Here is a 17,456-nt window from a genome sequence, read left to right on the forward strand (position 1 = left end):
GGGGTTGGTCGGGTGGCGAGTCACACCGTGGCGCGCTTGGCCTCGACGAACCCGAGCAGCGCGCCGTATGTTTCCAGCATTTCGCCTTCAATTTCATCGTCTTCGATGATGATGTCGAGACGGTCCTCGATCTCGGTAAGCAGCCCCGCGACCGCCATCGAGTCGAGCTCGGGCAAATGGCCGAACAGCCCGGTATCGGCATCGAAGCTGTCTGCCTGACCGGGCTTGAGACCGAGCACGTCCGTCAGAATCTGGCGCAGGATCTGGTCGCTGTCGTCAGCCATCGGGTTTCTCGCTCGCACTGCCAAAAAGTCCATGTCCGGGGGGCTCGCCCTTAACCGCGCTTCGCGGTTGCGGCAAGGCGCCTCAGCCCGATCCGCATGATTTGCGGCCAGTTGCGTGGGACCATCGGGCGATAGAGCATCAGCCGATAGCGGCTGCGGACCTGTTCCATCCAGTCGCGTTTGTAGGGATCGTTGCCGGTGCCGAAATCGATGGCGGCCACGCGGTCCTCGTCGATAACATGGCGGAAGAGCGCTGCCGACAGAACGGTGCCGGGCGAAAGCGGCTTCGCACTCTCGCGATGGGCGAGCTTGTGAATGAAGGCGGTGCCACCTTCGACGGTCCACATTTGCGCGGCGATCGCCTCGCCGCCCGCGTAGGCAACGCCGAGCCGCAAGCGCCCAGCTGCGCCTTCGGCCTCGGCAAAGGCGCGCAGGAACGCGGGGCTGCCTTCTTCGGGCTTCCAGCTTTCGGAGTAGATCGCTTCGTAAGCGGCCCAGACGTCCTCGTCGAAGCGCGTGAGCACCTGGGTTTCGACCTTTCCGGACTTGCGCTTCAGCGTCGTGCGCAGCTTGCCCGGGCGGCCCGCCAGGTATTGCTCGTAACTGCGGCCGTCGAGTTCGAGGTAGTGATTGACGTCGCAGGGCTCGCATACCGCGAACCAGCCTGCCCTGCGGAACGCTTCGGCAAGACGGGTCGCACTGCCGTCTTCGCCCGACAGGCCACGCAGTTCGAGCCGATCGGCCTGTGTCGCAAGGTCGGTCGCGATCGCTCCGAGCAAGCATGCGGCGTCGGCGCCTTCGGAAAGGATCGGCCGCACTCGAAAGCTGTACCAGTTGCCGAGCGCGGCGAAACCGTCGCCATCGCGGCGCAGTGGCAGGATCGCGACCGCCTCGCCTTCGCGCGCGACCGCTAGCAGCGGCGCGATGCCGCAGTGCGCGGCGAGCGCCTGCCACCAGTCGATCCGATCGAACGGCGCATCGCGCGCCCGATCCGACAGCAGGCGACCCAGCACGGCATCGGATTGCACTTCCTTAAGATCGGCGTGATATTCGACCCTGACCACTCGAACCTTCCCGACTTTTCCGGAGCCAGACACGGTAAATGCCCGGCATGCCCGTAACTCCCGTCCTGCCGATCGACCACCTGCCGCTGCGGGGTGCCGACGCCGACCAGGCGCTCGTCCTGCGTTCGGGAACGCTTAGCTACGAGGCCTTAAGATCGCGTGTCTCGAGGTTGGCGGGCTGGCTGGCGCAGCAGTTGCCCGAGACAGGCGCGCGCGTCGCCACTTGGGCGACGAAGGGCGAGTTGACGTGCCTGATGCCACTAGCCGCGGCGCGGGCGGGGCTGATTCACGTGCCGGTCAATCCGCTGCTCAAGCGTGCGCAAGTCGCGCATATCCTCGCCGACAGCGGCGCACGGATGCTGATCGGCACGCCGGCGCGGTTGAAGACGTTGGAACCGGCTGATGTGCCAGGCGATTGCCTGATAACCGATGAAGAACAGGCACTTACTGATGCGACTTCGGGCGAATCGGAATTGCCACCCAGCGACGCAGAACCCGACGCGTTGGCGGCCATTCTCTACACCAGCGGTTCGACGGGACGACCAAAAGGCGTGATGCTCAGCCACGCGAATCTCTGGCTCGGCGCGGAGAGTGTTGCGGATTATCTTGGCCTGACGGCTGAGGATCGAACGCTGGCCGTGCTGCCGTTCGCCTTCGACTATGGCCAGAACCAGCTGTTATCGACCTGGTATGCCGGTGGCTGTGTCGTTCCGATCGACTATCTTTTGCCGCGGGATCTGGTGAAGGCGGTCGGTAGGCATGCGATCACGACGCTGGCGGCCGTGCCGCCGCTGTGGGTGCAGCTATGCGAGCTCGATTGGCCCGCCGATGTTGCAGCCACCCTCAAGCGGCTGACCAATAGCGGCGGCGCGCTCACGCCTGATCTCGTCCGGCGGCTGCGCGGTCTGTTTCCCGAGGCAAGGCTTTTTGCCATGTACGGCCTGACCGAGGCGTTCCGCTCGACTTATCTCGATCCGGTCCTGATCGATACGCACCCGACCTCGATGGGTTCAGCGATCCCCCATGCGGAAATTCTGGTTATCAATGACTTGGGAGGGGTTGCCGAGATTGGAGAGGAAGGCGAACTGGTCCACTGTGGCCCCCTCGTGGCGGCGGGATACTGGCAGGACGCACAGCGCACGGCGGAACGCTTTCGACCTGCGCCTGCGGCATCGCGCTACGGCGGCATGGCGGTCTGGTCCGGGGACCGGGTCCGCCGCGACGCCGAAGGGTTGCTCTATTTCGTTGGACGGCGCGATGCGATGATCAAGTCCGCCGGCAATCGCATCAGCCCGCAGGAGATCGAGGAAGCCGCCCTGGCAACCGGTCTCGTCGCAGAGGCGGTCGCCCTCGGCGTTGCCGACGAGCGGCTGGGGCAGGCGGTGCACCTGGTCGTAAGGCCCGCGGCAGACAGATCCGAAGCTGAAGCAGAACTTCCTCGTAAGCTGATGCAAGTATTGCCGAATTTCATGCAGCCCCAAGTCATCCACTGGAAGGCGACAATGCCCATCGGACCGAACGGAAAGATCGACCGCGCTGGCCTCGGCGCAGAGTTGGCGCGATGAAGCCGCTCGGCCCGATCCCCACCGGCTATTCGGCCATCGACGGCGTGCTTGCCGTGGGCGGGCGCAAAGTCACGGACTGGGTGGACGAGGAAGGCGCAACGCCGCTGTTCCTCTATTCCGCCGATCTTGTCAGGTCGCGCATTGCTCAGCTGCGCACCGCGCTCCCCGAGAGAATCGCGCTGCATTACGCGGTGAAAGCCAATCCCTTTGCGCCGCTGCTGGCGATGATGAACGGTCTCGTCGACGGGTTCGACATCGCATCGGGCGGAGAGCTCGAGATCGTGCGCGCGGCGGGCATCGATCCGCGCGCCGTCAGCTTCGCCGGGCCGGGCAAGCGCGATGCCGAACTCGAAGCCGCCATCGTTGCCGGTGTCACGCTCAATCTCGAATCGGAAGGCGAGGCCGCGCGGGCGCTGGCGATTGCCGAGCGACTTGGCGTGACGCCGCAGCTGGCAGTGCGGGTCAATCCCGATTTCGACCTCAAGGGATCGGGCATGAAGATGGGCGGCGGCGCCAAGCCCTTCGGCGTGGATGCCGAGCGCGTGCCTGCCTTGGTGCGCCATCTGATCGATGCGGGAGCCGACTGGCAGGGCTTTCACATCTTCGCTGGCAGCCAGGCGCTCGATGCCGAGGCGATCGCCGATACGCAAGCGCAGACGCTGGCGTTAGCTGCCCGCCTAACGCAAGAGATCGGGCAAAGCCCGCCGCGCTGCAATCTGGGCGGCGGCTTCGGCATTCCCTACTTTCCCGGCGATACGCCGCTCGACCTCGATCTGGTCGGCCAGCGTCTCGCAGAGGCGATGGCCGCGCTCCCTGGCAAGATCGAATCGACTCAATTCTGCATCGAACTCGGCCGCTACCTCGTCGGCGAGGCGGGGGTCTATCTGGCCCGTGTGATCGATCGCAAGGAAAGCCACGGCGAGATCTTTCTCGTCACCGACGGCGGGCTGCATCACCAGCTCGCCGCCTCGGGCAACTTCGGCACCGTGGTACGCCGCAATTACCCCAGCGCGATCGCGACGCGCTTCGGCGCCGAGCCCGAGGAGGAAGCCACGATCGTCGGCTGCCTGTGCACGCCGCTCGACAAACTGGCGGACAAGGGCGGTTTTCCGCGGGCCGATGTGGGCGATCTCGTCGCGGTGTTCTGCGCCGGGGCCTATGGTGCCAGCGCCAGCCCCGCGTCCTTCTTGGGACAGGGGCCCGCGCGTGAACGCCTCGTCTGAATTCCTGTAAACTTACAAGGATCTGAGCGTCCCGATCTGGGACCGCACCTAAGTTTGGCGGGCAAGGCTAACGCATTGTTCACCCTTTTTTACGATAGCGGAGGCTGGATATAGCCGGCCCCCGCCCGATCGGGACATGCGCCTGATCGGGACTTGCGCACACCGACGGTGGGCACTGGCGTAACGAAGGACGCATTATGCCCAATGCCCGTATTGCTCGCCTGACCGGTGGCATCGCGCTAGCCAGCCTCGCGCTGACCGGCTGCATGTCGGGTGCGAACAAGCCGGAGCTGCCGCCGGCCTCGTTCGTGGCGATGCAGGAAGGCCCCGGCGAGGAATACGTCATCGGTCCGCTCGACCAGCTGACGATCTTCGTCTGGCGCAACCCGGAGCTTGGCGCGAAAGTTCAGGTGCGGCCCGACGGGCGCATCACCACCCCGCTGATCACCGACATGCCTGCCGTGGGTAAGACGCCCTCGATGCTCGCCGAAGACATCCGGCTGCAGCTCTCGCAATACATCGAGGAGCCGCTGGTCTCGGTGATCGTCAACGAATTCGCCGGCACGTTCAGTCAACAGGTCCGCATCGTCGGCGCGACCGAAAAGCCGGCCTCGATCCCCTACCGCGCCAACATGACGGTGCTCGACGCGATGATCGCGGTCGGCGGCCTGTCCGAATACGCGGCGGGCAACAAGGCGAGGCTGATCCGCTTCGACAAGGAACTGGGCAAGCAGCGCGAATTCGCGATGCGGCTGGGCGACTTGCTCAAGAAGGGGGACAGCTCCGCGAACGTGATGCTGAGCCCCGGCGACGTGATCATCATCCCCGAAAGCATGTTCTGAGGACGCGCGGCCACCCATGAACGTCGTTTACGAAGAACTGCTCGCAGCGATCCACAGCGTCTGGCACCGGCGCTGGCTGGCGCTGGCCGTCGCGTGGGCGGTGTGTTTGGTCGGCTGGCTGGTCGTGGCGCTGATCCCGAACAGCTACGAATCGAAGGCGCGCCTGTTCGTGCAGCTCGACGACGCGCTGGCCGAGCAGGTCGGCATCGGCGTCGCCGACCGCAAGCGCGACATCGAGCGCATTCGTCAGACGCTGACCAGCGCGGTCAATCTCGAGAAGGTCGTGCGCTCGACCCCGATCGGCGACACGATCACCAGCCCCAAGCAGCTGGAGGCCAAGGTCCTCGCGCTGGCGGAGAACATCGATGTCGTGAGCCAGCAGGACAACCTGTTCGAGATCACCGCCATTTCCAACGATCCGTCCTTCTCGGACGCCGAGAACGCGCAGCTCGCCCGCAGCGTGGCGCAAAAGCTGATCGACATCTTCCGCGAAGAGAACCTTGCCGGAAACCGCGGCGAAATGAGCGAGACGATCGAGTTCGTGAACCAGCAGCTCGCCCAGCGCGAGAAGCAGCTGGAACGAGCCGAGCAGGAGCGAATGGCGTTCGAAGCGGCGCATCCCGAAATGGCGCAAGGCGCTGCGGCCACGGCCCAGCGGCTCGAAGCCTCGCGCTCGGAACTGCGCGGCGTGGAAGCCGATCTGGCGGCGGCCCAGAGCGCGCTCGCCGCGATCGACGGGCAGCTCGCGGGCACTCCGCAGAGCCTGCCGGGCGGCACAGCCGGCAGCGCCGCCGCTGCGCTGCAACGCGCCCAGACCGAGCTTGCCGGAATGCGCGCGCGCGGGTTGACCGACAACCACCCCGACGTGATCAGCACCAGGAACCAGCTTGCTTCTCTCAAAGCCGCGGCCGAGCGGGAGCAATCTTCGGGCGGCGGCGTGCCGAACCCGGCCTTCACCTCGCTGCAGTCGATCCGCGCCGAACGGCAGGCCAATGTCCAGTCGCTCAACTCGCGCAAGGCGTCGCTGCAGTCGGAAGTCGCCAATTTCTCGGCTGCCGCGCTCGATAATCCCGAGGCTTCGGCCGACTACCAGCGGATCAATCGCGACTACGACGTGCTGCGCCAGCAGTACGACAAGCTCTTGCAGGACCGCGAGGAACTGAAGCTGCGCGGCGAAATCAAGACCGAGCGCGAGGCCGTGAAGTTCGAGGTCGTGGACCCGCCGACGACGCCGGTCGCACCGACCGCGCCAAATCGCCCGATGCTGCTGTTCGGGGTGTTGATCGCCGGTCTTGGCGCGGGCGCCGGCTCCGCCTTCGCGCTAGGCAAGATCCGCTCGACCTTCGCCACCACGGCCTCGCTCGAGCGCGCGACCGGGCTGCCGGTGCTGGGCGCGATCTCGCAGACCATGACCGATGCGGCCCGCAAGCTGCGCCGCCGCCGGCTCAAGTATTTCTACGGCGCCACGGCGGCGCTCGGCGGCTTGTTCGTCGTGCTGCTCGCAGCCGAATTCATCCAGCGCGGCCTGGTCGCGTGAGGAGACGGGAACGATGACCGAACACACCAGGATCCCGCTCCCCGGCGAACCCGGCAGCAAGGACGGGAGCGATCAGGACGAGACCAAGCGCTCCAACTCGCTGCTCGAACGGGCCGTCGATCACTTCAAGATCGCGGGTCTTTCGGCACCCCCGATCCCGCTCGACGCGATCTCTGCCGCGAGCCGCAAGCCCCGGCCGAGCCCCCCTGCCGCCAAGAAGCCGGCCGATCCGGCGACCACCGAGGCGCCTGCTGCAGCCGATCCGGCATCGGCGACGGCGCCCGCTTCGGAATTCGACGAGCTCGTCGCGCGCCCGCTGTTTGCCGGTCCTGCCGGTCCAAAAGCGACGGCGGATACGCCCCAGCCCGAGGTCGCGCGCCATCAGTTCGACGGGGTGCGCCACGAGGTCGATCGCGCGTGGCTGCGGGATAACGGGCTGATCGTGCCGGAAGGTTCGGTCACGACGCTGCTTGAGGAATTCCGCATCATCAAGCGGCAGCTGCTGGTCCAGGCCGCCGATCTCAAGCGCCAGAAGATGGGCAGCGCCGCGCAGCGCATCCTGATCTGCTCGCCGCACCCGGGTGAGGGCAAGACCTTCTGCTCGGTCAATCTCGCGCTTTCGATCGCGTCGGAGCGCGAGACCGAAGTGCTGCTGGTCGATGCCGACATGGCCAAGCCCTCGATCCTGAGCACGCTCGGGCTGCCCGGCGGCCCCGGGCTGATGGATGCGCTGACCGACGAGACGATCGATCCCACCGAGCTCGTCATCGGCACCGACATTCCGGGTCTATGGGTGCTGCCCGCCGGCGACACCACGAGCGCGGACAGCGAATACCTCAGTTCCTCGCGGACCGGCCACGTGCTCGATCGACTGACGCACAATGCCCCGCACCGCATCGTCATCTTCGATTCCCCGCCCGTGCTCGCCGCGTCGCCGGCGGCCGAGCTGGCCCGGCATGTCGGGCAAGCGGTGCTGGTCGCGCGTGCGGATCGGACCGGGCAGGGCGCTTTGGAGGATGCGATCTCGCTTCTCGCGGCATGCCCCAACATCCAGCTTCTGCTCAACGCATCGCAGTTCTCCCCGAGCGGCCGCCGGTTCGGCAGCTATTACGGATACAAGGCATGATGAAACGATCACCCACGCGGGCCCTGCTCGCAACGCTGGCGGTGCTGGGATCGGGCCTGGGATCGAGCGCCGCCCTGGCGCAGTCGATCGGCTACGGCGACGTCAGCGGTTCCGGCGGGATGTCGGGCATCGGCGACGACAGCGCCGATGGTCCTGCAAGCGCAGGCGAGGCGCGACCCGAACGGCGTGACGGCCGGACCAAGGTCTTCGAGGTCACGCCCTACATCGAGGCCGCTCAGATCGTTTCGGCCGAGCTTTCGCCGGGCGACGACGTCGTCACGTATTCCCAGCTTTCCGCCGGCGTCGACGCGACGATCGCCGGGCGCAACAACGGCCTGGCCATGTCGGTCCGCTACACGCGCCAGTTCGGCTGGGGCAAGAATACGCGCGACGGCGATTCCATCTCCGGCCTGGTCAACGGCTATGCCACTGTCGCGCCGGGTCTGACGCTGCAAGCCGGCGGGCTGGCGACGCGCAGCGATATCGACGAGGGCGGCGGCGCCGTTCCCGCCCGGGCCCGTTTCGACGATACCGCCACGCAGATCTATTCGGTCTATGCCGGGCCATCGTATGCGACGCGCGTCGGCGACGTGAACGTTTCGGCAAATTACCGCTTCGGCTATTCGCGCGTCGAACAAAGCGACGCCTTCGTGGCGTCGCCGACCGGCCCTGCCGGCGACGTGTTCGACGACAGCACCACGCACATCGCCGACGTTCAGGCGGGCGTGGCGCCCGGTACGGTTCTGCCGGTCGGCCTTGCCGCGGCCGGCAGCTATTACCAGGAAGACATCTCCAATCTCGACCAGCGCGTGCGCGACATGCAGGCGCGCGGCATCGTCACGGTTCCCGTCAGCCGTACGGTGCAGGTCTCGGGTGCAGTCGGGTACGAAGATGTCGAGGTCTCCTCGCGCGACGCGCTGCGCGACGCCGACGGCAATCCGGTGGTCGACGGCAATGGCCGCTATGTCACCGACAAAAGCGCTCCGCGGATCCTGGCGCAGGACGTCAGCGGCCTGTTGTGGGATGTCGGCGTGATGTGGCGGCCGAGCAACCGCACCTCGCTGACCGCGCACGTCGGTCGCCGCTATGGCACGACCAGCGTCACCGGTTCGTTCTCCTACGCACCCAATACGCGCAGCACGTTCAGCCTCGGCGTTTACGACAACGTCGCCGGCTTTGGCGGACAGCTGACGCGCGCGCTCGACGGTCTGCCGACCGATTTCGCCGCCGTGCGCGATCCGGTCACCGGGGAACTGCGGGGCTGCGTCGCATCGCTCGACAGCGACACCTGCCTCAACAGCGCGCTCGGTTCGGTGCGCTCCGCGACGTTCCGGGCCCGCGGCGCCTCGGCCAGCTACAACCTCGCACTCGGCCGGATCAGCACCGGCATCGGCGCGGGTTACGACCGGCGCAAGTTCATCGCCGCGCGCAATTCCGTGCTTGGCGCCGCGAACGGCGTGATCGACGAGACCTATTGGCTTTCGGCCTATATCAACGCCGATCTCGACGTGCGTTCGGGCATCTCGGGCAACATCTACGCGTCCTGGCTCGACAGCAGCGATCCGCTGACGGGTGACACCGCGGGCTTTGGTGCCACGGCCGCGTATTACCGCGCATTGACCAATCAAATCAGAGCGAGCGCTGCGCTAGCCATCGACGGCACCAGCCGCGACAGTGACGCGCTCAACGCTTCGGTCGACGATTACTGGGCCGCATCCGCCTTCCTCGGCGTGCGCTACAGCTTCTAGGACAAAGGGAACTACCAATGTTCGACGACTTTTATGGGCTTCAGGGACGACCCTTCCAGCTAACGCCCGATCCCGCGTTCTATTTCGAGAGCAAGACGCATCGCAAGGCGCTGTCCTACCTCGGCTATGGTCTCGCGCAGGGTGAGGGCTTCGTGGTCATCACCGGCGAGGTCGGCGCGGGCAAGTCGACGCTGGTCGCGCATCTCATGGCGACGATCGATCCGACCCGGCTGACCGCCGCGCAAGTGGTGACCAGCAAGCTCGACGGCGAGGAGATCGTGCACGTCGTCGCGCACGCATTCGGTCTGATGATCGAAGGGCACGACAAGGCGGCCGCGCTGGGCGCGATCGAGAGCTTCCTGCACGAGGAAGCACGCGCCGGACGCCGCTGCCTGCTGATCGTCGACGAAGCGCAGAACCTCTCGATCGCCGCGCTTGAAGAGCTGCGGATGCTGTCGAACTTCCAGCTCGGCTCCTACCCGCTGCTGCAGACGTTGCTGCTCGGCCAGCCCGAGTTTCGCACCACGCTGCTGGATCACCCCGAGCTCGACCAGCTGCGCCAGCGTGTGATCGCGGCGCATCACCTCGAGGCGATGGATACCAAGGAAGTCCAGCCGTACATCGAGCACCGCATGACTCGCGTCGGCTGGGCGGGCAATCCCAGCTTCGACCAGCGTGTCTTCGCCGAAATCCACGAAGCGACGGGCGGCATTCCGCGCCGCATCAACCAGATCGTCAATCGCCTGCTGCTGCTGGGCGCGGTCGAGCAGCGGACCCGGATCGACGGCAGCATCCTGCAGCAAGTGCTGTCCGAGCTCAACGCCGACGGAACGCTGTCGCTGGTCAGCCCGACGCCCTCTGCGAAGGTTTCGGCTGACGCCGAGCCGGCCTTCGCCGAAGCACCTGCGCCCAAAGTGTCGCCCGAAACTCCGGCGACCGCCGAGACGCCGGTACAGCATCTCCCGATCGTTACGCACGATCCCGAAGCGATTGCGCGTCTCGAGGATGCGCTGGCCGAGCGCGACGCGCAGATCCACGAGTTGCAGAACGCCGTGATCGAGCTCGCCAACACGGTCGAGGAACAAGCTGCCGCCGCTCCCCGCGAAGATCCCGAAGAGATCGCCCATCTGCGCCAGCAGGTCGAACATCTCGAGGCGCGCCTGGGCGAGCAGGACCGCACTATCCGCCACACGCTGACGATGCTGATCGAATGGATCGAGGGCGAAGAGGGCCAGCGCGAAGCCGCCTGAACCGCCTGCCACCGATCCGAACCTGAGGAATCACGCGACGATGCCTGCGAGCGCCAACCCTGCAACCGGGCCCGTCAACGGGCTCTCGGTCGACGTCGAGGACTGGTTCCAGGTCGGGGCCTTCGAGACGGTGATCGACAAGTCGGACTGGGCGTCCCTGACCGATCGGGTCGAACGCAATTGCGACGTGATCCTCGCGATGTTCGACGATGCCGGGGTCAAAGGCACGTTCTTCACCCTCGGCTGGGTGGCGCAGCGCCATCCCGCGCTGATGCGCAAGATTGCCGAAGCCGGCCACGAGGTCGCAAGCCACGGCATGGAGCACGACCGCGTCTTCCGGCTCGGCCATGCCGCCTTCGCGCGCGATCTCGAAACCAGCCGCAAGGTGATCGAGGATGCGGCGGGCGTCGCGGTCACGGGCTATCGCGCGCCGAGCTTCTCGATCGACCAGCGCACGCCATGGGCCCACGAAGTCCTGGCCGAGCAGGGCTATGCCTATAGTTCCAGCGTCGCGCCGATCGCACACGATCACTACGGCTGGCGCGAGGCGCCGCGCTTCGCCTTTCATCCCTTGCCGGGATCGGACCTCGTCGAAATTCCCGTCACCACCGCGATGTTTGCCGGTCGGCGACTGGCGGCGGGGGGAGGGGGCTTCTTTCGCGTGCTACCTTACGGATTCTCGCGCTGGGCGATCCGGCAAGTCAATCTGCGCGAAGGCCGTCCTGCGGTGTTTTACTTCCACCCCTGGGAGATCGATCCCGACCAGCCACGCGTCGCCGGCGCGCCGCTGCGCTCGCGCTTCCGGCACTACACCAACCTCGATACGATGGCGCCCAAGCTGCGCCAGTTGATCGACGAGTTCCGCTGGGATCGGATGGACGTGATCGCCGCAAGCCAAGCCGGCGTCGCGACCGCGCTGGCGGCATGAACGCGCCGTTCGCCCCCGAGACGATGATCTGCCGGCTCGCCGATTTACGCGACCCGAACGAGCGTCGCGCGATCGACGCTTTCGTCGCGGCGCACCCCGAAGGGACGGCGTTTCACCGCCTTGCCTGGCTCGAAGCTGCGGCAGCGGGGACCGGCAATGCCGCGCACGCCCTGCTGGGCGAAAGCGGCGGGGCGATCACGGCTTACCTTCCGCTCAATGCGATCCATTCGCCGATCTTCGGACGAGTGATGGTCTCGAGCGGATTCGCCGTCGGCGGTGGACTGCTGCTCGCGCCGCATGCGCGCGGGGATGCCATCTTCTCGGCCGCCGAAGAGCTGGCGCTGCGGCAGAATTGCCCGACGCTCGAACTGCGCGGCGGTCCGGTGCCGCGTGGCCGCAAGGGCTGGGCGGTAAAGACGGATTCGCATTGCGGCTTCGTCGTGCCGCTTGCCGCGGACGACGACGCGCAGCTGAAGGCGATCCCGCGCAAGCAGCGCGCCGAAGTGCGCAAGGGGCTTGCCAACGATCTTGGTGTCACGGTGGGGCGCGGCGCCGCCGATCGCGACGCGCACTATGCCGTCTACGCCGAAAGCGTGCGCAATCTGGGCACGCCGGTGTTCCCGCGCGCCCTGTTCGAGGCCATGCTCGATCGCTTTGGCGAGGATGCCGACATCCTCACCGTGTCGAGCGAAGGCCGCCCGGTGGCGAGCGTTCTGTCGTTCTACCACGATGGCGCGGTCCTGCCTTACTGGGGCGGCGGCGTCTGGGACGCACGGCGACTGCGCGCCAACGACCGGATGTATTTCGAACTGATGCGCCATGCCCGCGAACGCGGCTGCGAGCGGTTCGATTTCGGGCGTTCCAAGACCGGCAGCGGCGCGTACCATTTCAAACGCAACTGGGGCTTCGAGCCCGAACCGCTCGCTTATGCGTCCTGGACGGCGCCCGGTGCCGAGCCGCGCGATGCCGATCCGACGAGCGCCAAGCACGCCGCGCAGATCGCGGTGTGGCAGCGCTTGCCGCTCGGGATCGCGAACCGGCTGGGCCCGTGGATTGCGAGGGGTCTGGGATGACGTCCCCGGCGGCTGAAGAAGTCCTCTTCCTCGCGCATCGCATCCCGTTCCCGCCCGATCGAGGGGACAAGATCCGTTCGCACCACGTGTTGCGGCACATCGCCAGCCGCGCGCCGGTTCACGTTGCGACGTTCGCGGACGATCCGTTCGATATGGCCGAAGAGCCCGCCCTGGCGCGTCTGGCGGCGAGCCACTGCCTCGTCCACCGTGCCAAGCCGCTGGCGCTGGCGGGCGTGGAAGCGCTGCTGTCGGGCCGCCCCGTCAGCCTCACCGCGTTTCGCAGCGAAGCGCTCGCGCGCTACGTTGCAAAGGTGCTTGCCACGCGTCCGATCCGCGCGATTTACGTCTTCTCCGGGCAAATGGGGCAATACGTGCCCAAGGACTTGCGTGGGCGTCTGGTCACCGATTTCGTCGATGTCGATTCCGCCAAGTTCGAGGCTTACGCGCAGGACGCGTCCTGGCCGCGCGCCTGGATCGATGCGCGCGAGGGGCGAAGGCTGGCAGCGGAAGAAGCGCGGCTGGCGGCGAAATCCGATGTGTCGCTGCTGGTGAGCGAAGCCGAGGCGGGCCTGTTCCGCTCGCGCCTGCCACAAGGAACGACAGCCGACGTCCGGGCAATCGGCAACGGCATCGACTGCGCGTTCTTCGATCCCACTTGCGTGGTGCCCGCGCCCGAAGTCGTCGCGGGGGGAGGGCCTCGGATCGTCTTCACCGGACAAATGGATTATGCGCCCAACATCGCCGCGGCCAGGCGCGCGATCGAGGCCATTTTGCCGCGTGTGCGCGCCGTCCTCCCCGAAGCGACGATGCATATCGTCGGTCGCAACCCCCCCGAGGCGCTTACCGCGCTGCATGGCCGCGAGGGTGCGCATGTGTGGGGCCGGGTTCCCGATATCCGCCCCTGGCTGGCGGCGGCGGACATTGCGCTGGTGCCGCTCGCGATTGCCCGCGGCATCCAGAACAAAGTGCTCGAAGCGATGGCGATGGAACTGCCGGTCGTCTGCACCAGCGGCGCCGCGACGGGCATTGCCGCGCAGCCGGGCTGCGACATCATGGTCGCGGACGAGGATGCCGCGCTGGCCGATGCCGTGATCGGCCTGTGGCGGGATCGTTCAGCAGCGCGTGCCATGGGCGAAGCCGCGCGCCGCTTCGTCATCGCCGAGGCCGATTGGGGCGCTCGTCTTGCCGATCTCGGCGACCTCCTGGGCCTGACTTCGGACAAGGCGCGCGATGCGGCCTGATCTCGTAATGGCACCGGCAGCCGCCCGCGCGCGCTGGTCGAGCCTTTCACCACAGTGGCGCGCCGGCATCATGCGACTGGCGCTGGCCTGGGCCTTGCTGCTCGCCGTCTTCTGGTCTGACTGGCGAGCGATGGCGGGGCAGTGGTGGGATTCCTCGACGTATAACCACGTGCTGCTGGTCCCGGCGATCCTCGCCTGGCTCGTCGCACAGCGCTGGCCGGATCTGGTGCGACTGGAGCCACGGACCGCTATGGCCGCGCTGATACCTGCCGGGTCGGCGGGCTTTTTGTGGTTGCTCGGATCGTTTTCGGGACTGGATCTGGCGAAGCAGGCCGGTGTCGTTGGGCTCGCCATGGCGGCCGTGCCACTACTGCTCGGCGCTCGGGTCACTCTCGGCTTGCTGTTTCCGCTGGCGTACATGGTCTTCCTGGTGCCGTTCGGCGACATCATGGTGCCTTCGCTGCAGATGATCACCGCCGAGATCACCGTGTGGCTGGTGCATCTTTCGGGCATCGCCGCGCAAATCGACGGCGTCTTGATCGACACCCCCGCCGGCCTGTTCGAAGTGGCCGAGGCCTGCTCGGGAGTGAAGTTCCTCATTGCAATGATCGCGTTCGGGGTGCTCGCGGCGAATGTCTGCTTCGTCAGCTGGTCGCGGCGGCTCCTGCTGGTTGCCGCCTGTGTCGTGGTTCCGGTGCTCGCCAATGGCGTGCGTGCGTGGGGAACCATCTTCGCCGCGCAACACGTCGGCATCGAGAAGGCGGCGGGGATTGACCATATCATCTATGGCTGGATCTTCTTTGCCCTGGTGCTGGCGATCATCATCGCGGGTGCCTGGCGCTTCTTCGACCGGCCGGCCGATGCCAGCCCGATCGATCCCGACGCCATTCGCGCCGTAAAGCTGCCACGCTGGTTGGAAGGATCGAACCGAGGTCCGATCGCCGCGCTGCTGGCGCTGGTCGCACTGGTGGCCGTGCTGCAGGCCTGGTCCTATGGCGCGAACCGGCTCGAAGCGCCAATGCCCGACCAGATCGATTTGCCCGAGGTGCCCGGCTGGCATCGCGTCGACTACACGCCCTCCGCCTGGTGGGAGCCGCGGGCGACGGGGGCCGATCATCGCCTGCTCGGGCGCTATGCGGATGGCAAGGGCCACCAGGTCGACGTTTTCCTTGCGCTTTACGCGACGCAAACAGAGGGTCGCGAGGCGGGGGGCTTTGGCGAAGGCGCGCTTCGTCCCGACACCGCCTGGGTCTGGCAAGCGCCCGGCGAACCGGTCGATGAAGCCAAGAGCGAGCGCATTTTTCATGACGGCGTCGGGCGTTCGGCGCTGACCTGGTTCCGCACCGGCGAGACGCTCACCGGCAGCAACATGCGCCTCAAGCTCGCCAACATGCGCGACAAGCTGCTGCTGCGCGCCGAGCCGACCACGATGCTGATCCTGTCCGCCGAGACGCAGCGCCCGGCCGAGGGCATCGCCGCCGTGACGCGGTTTCGCGAGGCGGTCGGCCCGCTCGGACCGTGGATGGACCGCGTGTCCGGGATCGAGTAGGCGCAAGTCTGCATGTGCGGCATCGCCGGAATCTTTCACCTCGAGACCGCCAAGCCGGTCGAACCCGCGCGGGTCGAACGGATGTGCGACGCGATCGCGCATCGCGGGCCCGATGGTCACGGCACCTGGAGCGATCCCGGCGTCTGCCTCGGCCATCGCCGGCTTTCGATCATCGACGTTGCCGGCTCGCCGCAGCCCATGGCGTCGAGCGACGGCCGGGCGATGTTGGTCTTCAACGGCGAGATCTACAACTACCGCGAACTGCGCCGCGAACTCGCGGCCGAAGGCGCGCAGTTCCATACCGATGGCGACAGCGAGGTCATTCTCGCCGCTTGGCAGCGCTGGGGCATCGACTGCCTGCAGCGGCTCCACGGCATGTTCGCCTTCGCGATCTACGACCTGGTCGAACGCACGCTGCTGCTGGCCCGCGACCGGCTGGGCGTGAAGCCGCTGTTCTATGCGCCCTTGGCGGACGGCAGTGTGATCTTCGGCTCCGAACTCAAGGCCCTGCTGGCCCATCCCTCGCTGCGTCGCGAGATCGATCCGCTGGCGGTCGAGGATTACCTCGCCTGGGGCTACGTGCCCGACGAAAGTTCGCTGGTGAAAGGCGTGCGCAAGCTCGCAGCCGGCCATTTCCTGCTGCTGAAGCGCGGCGCCGGGCTGCCCGCTGAGCGCCAATGGTGGGACGTGTCTTTCGCCGACCGGCGAAAGGGCAGCGTGGCGGATCTAGAGGCCGAGCTGGTGCACATGCTGCGCGAGGCAGTGACCTCGCGGATGGTGGCGGACGTGCCGCTCGGCGCGTTTCTTTCGGGCGGGGTCGACAGTTCGAGCGTCGTCGCACTGATGGCCGAAGCCAGCGAGAGGCCGGTCAAGACCTGCTCGATCGGCTTCGATGTCGCTTCGCTCGATGAAAGTGGCCATGCCGCCGCCGTGGCCGAGCGCTTTGCCACCGACCACAGCGCCCGCCGCGTTTCGCCCGACGACTTCGCCGAGATCGGCACGCTCGCCGCGATGTTCGACGAGCCCTTCGCCGATGCATCGGCACTCCCGACCTGGCGCGTGTGCCAGCTCGCGCGCGAAACCGTGACCGTGGCGCTATCGGGCGATGGCGCGGACGAAGCTTTTGCGGGATATCGCCGCCATGTGTTCCAGCGCGCCGAGGATCGCGTGCGCTCGATCCTCCCCTCTGCACTGCGCGGGCCGGTTTTCGGCACGCTGGGCGCGATCTATCCCAAGGCGGACTGGGCACCGCGTCCGCTTCGCGCCAAGGCGACGCTGCTGGGCCTGGCCGGTAGCGGCGTCGAGGGATACGCGCGCTCGCTGGGCGTCCTGACTCCCGAATTGCGCGACAGCATCTACAGCGACGGGTTCCGCCGGCTGCGCGGCGATTACCGCGCCGAAACCCGCATGCATGCCGTCATGGCAGGCGCCCCGGCGCGATCCGATCTCGATCGCGCGCAATATGCCGATCTCAAGGTATGGCTGCCCGGCGACATCCTCACCAAGATCGATCGCACGAGCATGGCGGTCAGCCTCGAAGCGCGCGAGCCGCTGCTCGATCACCGGTTGATCGAATTCGCCGCGACTCTTCCTGAAACGATGCGGGTCCGGCGCGGGGAGGGCAAATGGCTGATGAAGCGAGCCATGCGCCGCTATCTTCCCGACGAAGTGCTGTATCGTCCCAAGCAAGGTTTCGTGACCCCGATCGCGCAATGGTTTCGCGGCCCGCTCGCCGAACGGGCGCGCACGATCGCCACGAGCGGAACCCTCGCGCGCACGGGCTGGTTCGATCCCCCGGCGCTTTCTTCGCTTGCGGAAGCGCATATTTCCGGGCGATCCGATCACGCGAGATTGCTGTGGCAGCTGCTCATGCTCGACTTGTCGCTGACAACGTTAGGTTTATGATCTGTAATTGCAGAGCTAGGCGGTGTTGATCCCTTGAGGGTTTCATGGATCTGTCCGCACTGGCCGGACCGGAGCCTGGTCGTGCTGTATCGGGTCTCACAGAGGCGAACGTTGCATTGAC

Annotated in this window: 14 protein-coding genes; 12 read left to right on the top strand and 2 right to left on the bottom strand. The window is 66.8% G+C overall.

Annotated features, from left to right (window positions below):
• Window positions 1-20: 20 nt before the first annotated feature.
• On the bottom strand, window positions 21-284 hold the full coding sequence (locus GQO94_RS15825) for a phosphopantetheine-binding protein (protein ID WP_156842405.1): 264 nt from the start codon (window positions 282-284) through the stop codon (window positions 21-23).
• A gap of 50 nt (window positions 285-334) precedes the next feature.
• Complete coding sequence (locus GQO94_RS15830) at window positions 335-1,348, bottom strand: GNAT family N-acetyltransferase (RefSeq protein ID WP_156842406.1); 1,014 nt, start codon at window positions 1,346-1,348, stop codon at window positions 335-337.
• A 38-nt stretch (window positions 1,349-1,386) separates the two neighbouring features.
• Here GQO94_RS15830 and GQO94_RS15835 point away from each other — a divergent pair, with 38 nt between their 5' ends.
• The 12 genes from GQO94_RS15835 (at window position 1,387) to GQO94_RS15890 (ending at window position 17,335) form a co-directional block, all read left to right on the top strand.
• On the top strand, window positions 1,387-2,913 hold the full coding sequence (locus GQO94_RS15835) for an acyl-CoA ligase (AMP-forming), exosortase A system-associated (RefSeq protein WP_156842407.1): 1,527 nt from the start codon (window positions 1,387-1,389) through the stop codon (window positions 2,911-2,913).
• Entirely contained in the window at window positions 2,910-4,136 is a 1,227-nt protein-coding gene (locus GQO94_RS15840) for a pyridoxal-dependent decarboxylase, exosortase A system-associated (RefSeq protein ID WP_156842408.1), read from the top strand. Before GQO94_RS15835 ends, GQO94_RS15840 begins: the two co-directional genes overlap by 4 nt.
• 197 nt (window positions 4,137-4,333) lie before the next feature.
• Window positions 4,334-4,978 (top strand): XrtA/PEP-CTERM system exopolysaccharide export protein, encoded by a 645-nt coding sequence (locus tag GQO94_RS15845; protein WP_156842409.1) that lies wholly within the window; start codon window positions 4,334-4,336, stop codon window positions 4,976-4,978.
• 16 nt (window positions 4,979-4,994) lie between these two features.
• A complete protein-coding gene (locus GQO94_RS15850; protein ID WP_156842410.1) occupies window positions 4,995-6,515 on the top strand; it encodes an XrtA system polysaccharide chain length determinant in 1,521 nt (506 codons plus the stop codon).
• A 13-nt stretch (window positions 6,516-6,528) separates the two neighbouring features.
• Entirely contained in the window at window positions 6,529-7,641 is a 1,113-nt protein-coding gene (locus GQO94_RS15855; RefSeq protein ID WP_156842411.1) for a P-loop NTPase family protein, read from the top strand.
• Window positions 7,638-9,389, top strand: a complete 1,752-nt coding sequence (locus GQO94_RS15860; RefSeq protein ID WP_232332963.1) for a preprotein translocase subunit YajC — start codon at window positions 7,638-7,640, stop codon at window positions 9,387-9,389. The genes GQO94_RS15855 and GQO94_RS15860 overlap by 4 nt, the downstream gene beginning before the upstream one ends.
• 17 nt (window positions 9,390-9,406) lie before the next feature.
• Entirely contained in the window at window positions 9,407-10,639 is a 1,233-nt protein-coding gene (locus GQO94_RS15865; protein WP_156842412.1) for an XrtA/PEP-CTERM system-associated ATPase, read from the top strand.
• Between the two features lie 40 nt (window positions 10,640-10,679).
• Window positions 10,680-11,567 (top strand): XrtA system polysaccharide deacetylase, encoded by an 888-nt coding sequence (locus GQO94_RS15870; protein ID WP_156842413.1) that lies wholly within the window; start codon window positions 10,680-10,682, stop codon window positions 11,565-11,567.
• On the top strand, window positions 11,564-12,640 hold the full coding sequence (locus GQO94_RS15875; protein ID WP_156842414.1) for a FemAB family XrtA/PEP-CTERM system-associated protein: 1,077 nt from the start codon (window positions 11,564-11,566) through the stop codon (window positions 12,638-12,640). Before GQO94_RS15870 ends, GQO94_RS15875 begins: the two co-directional genes overlap by 4 nt.
• Window positions 12,637-13,881, top strand: coding sequence for a TIGR03087 family PEP-CTERM/XrtA system glycosyltransferase (locus tag GQO94_RS15880; protein WP_156842415.1), 1,245 nt, complete (start codon window positions 12,637-12,639; stop codon window positions 13,879-13,881). The genes GQO94_RS15875 and GQO94_RS15880 overlap by 4 nt, the downstream gene beginning before the upstream one ends.
• Window positions 13,871-15,430 (top strand): exosortase A, encoded by a 1,560-nt coding sequence (gene xrtA, locus GQO94_RS15885; RefSeq protein ID WP_156842416.1) that lies wholly within the window; start codon window positions 13,871-13,873, stop codon window positions 15,428-15,430. Before GQO94_RS15880 ends, xrtA begins: the two co-directional genes overlap by 11 nt.
• Before the next feature lie 12 nt (window positions 15,431-15,442).
• Window positions 15,443-17,335 (top strand): XrtA/PEP-CTERM system amidotransferase, encoded by a 1,893-nt coding sequence (locus GQO94_RS15890; RefSeq protein WP_156842417.1) that lies wholly within the window; start codon window positions 15,443-15,445, stop codon window positions 17,333-17,335.
• Window positions 17,336-17,456 lie beyond the last annotated feature (121 nt).

This window comes from Novosphingobium aquimarinum, assembly GCF_009746585.1.
Classification (GTDB): domain Bacteria; phylum Pseudomonadota; class Alphaproteobacteria; order Sphingomonadales; family Sphingomonadaceae; genus Novosphingobium; species Novosphingobium aquimarinum.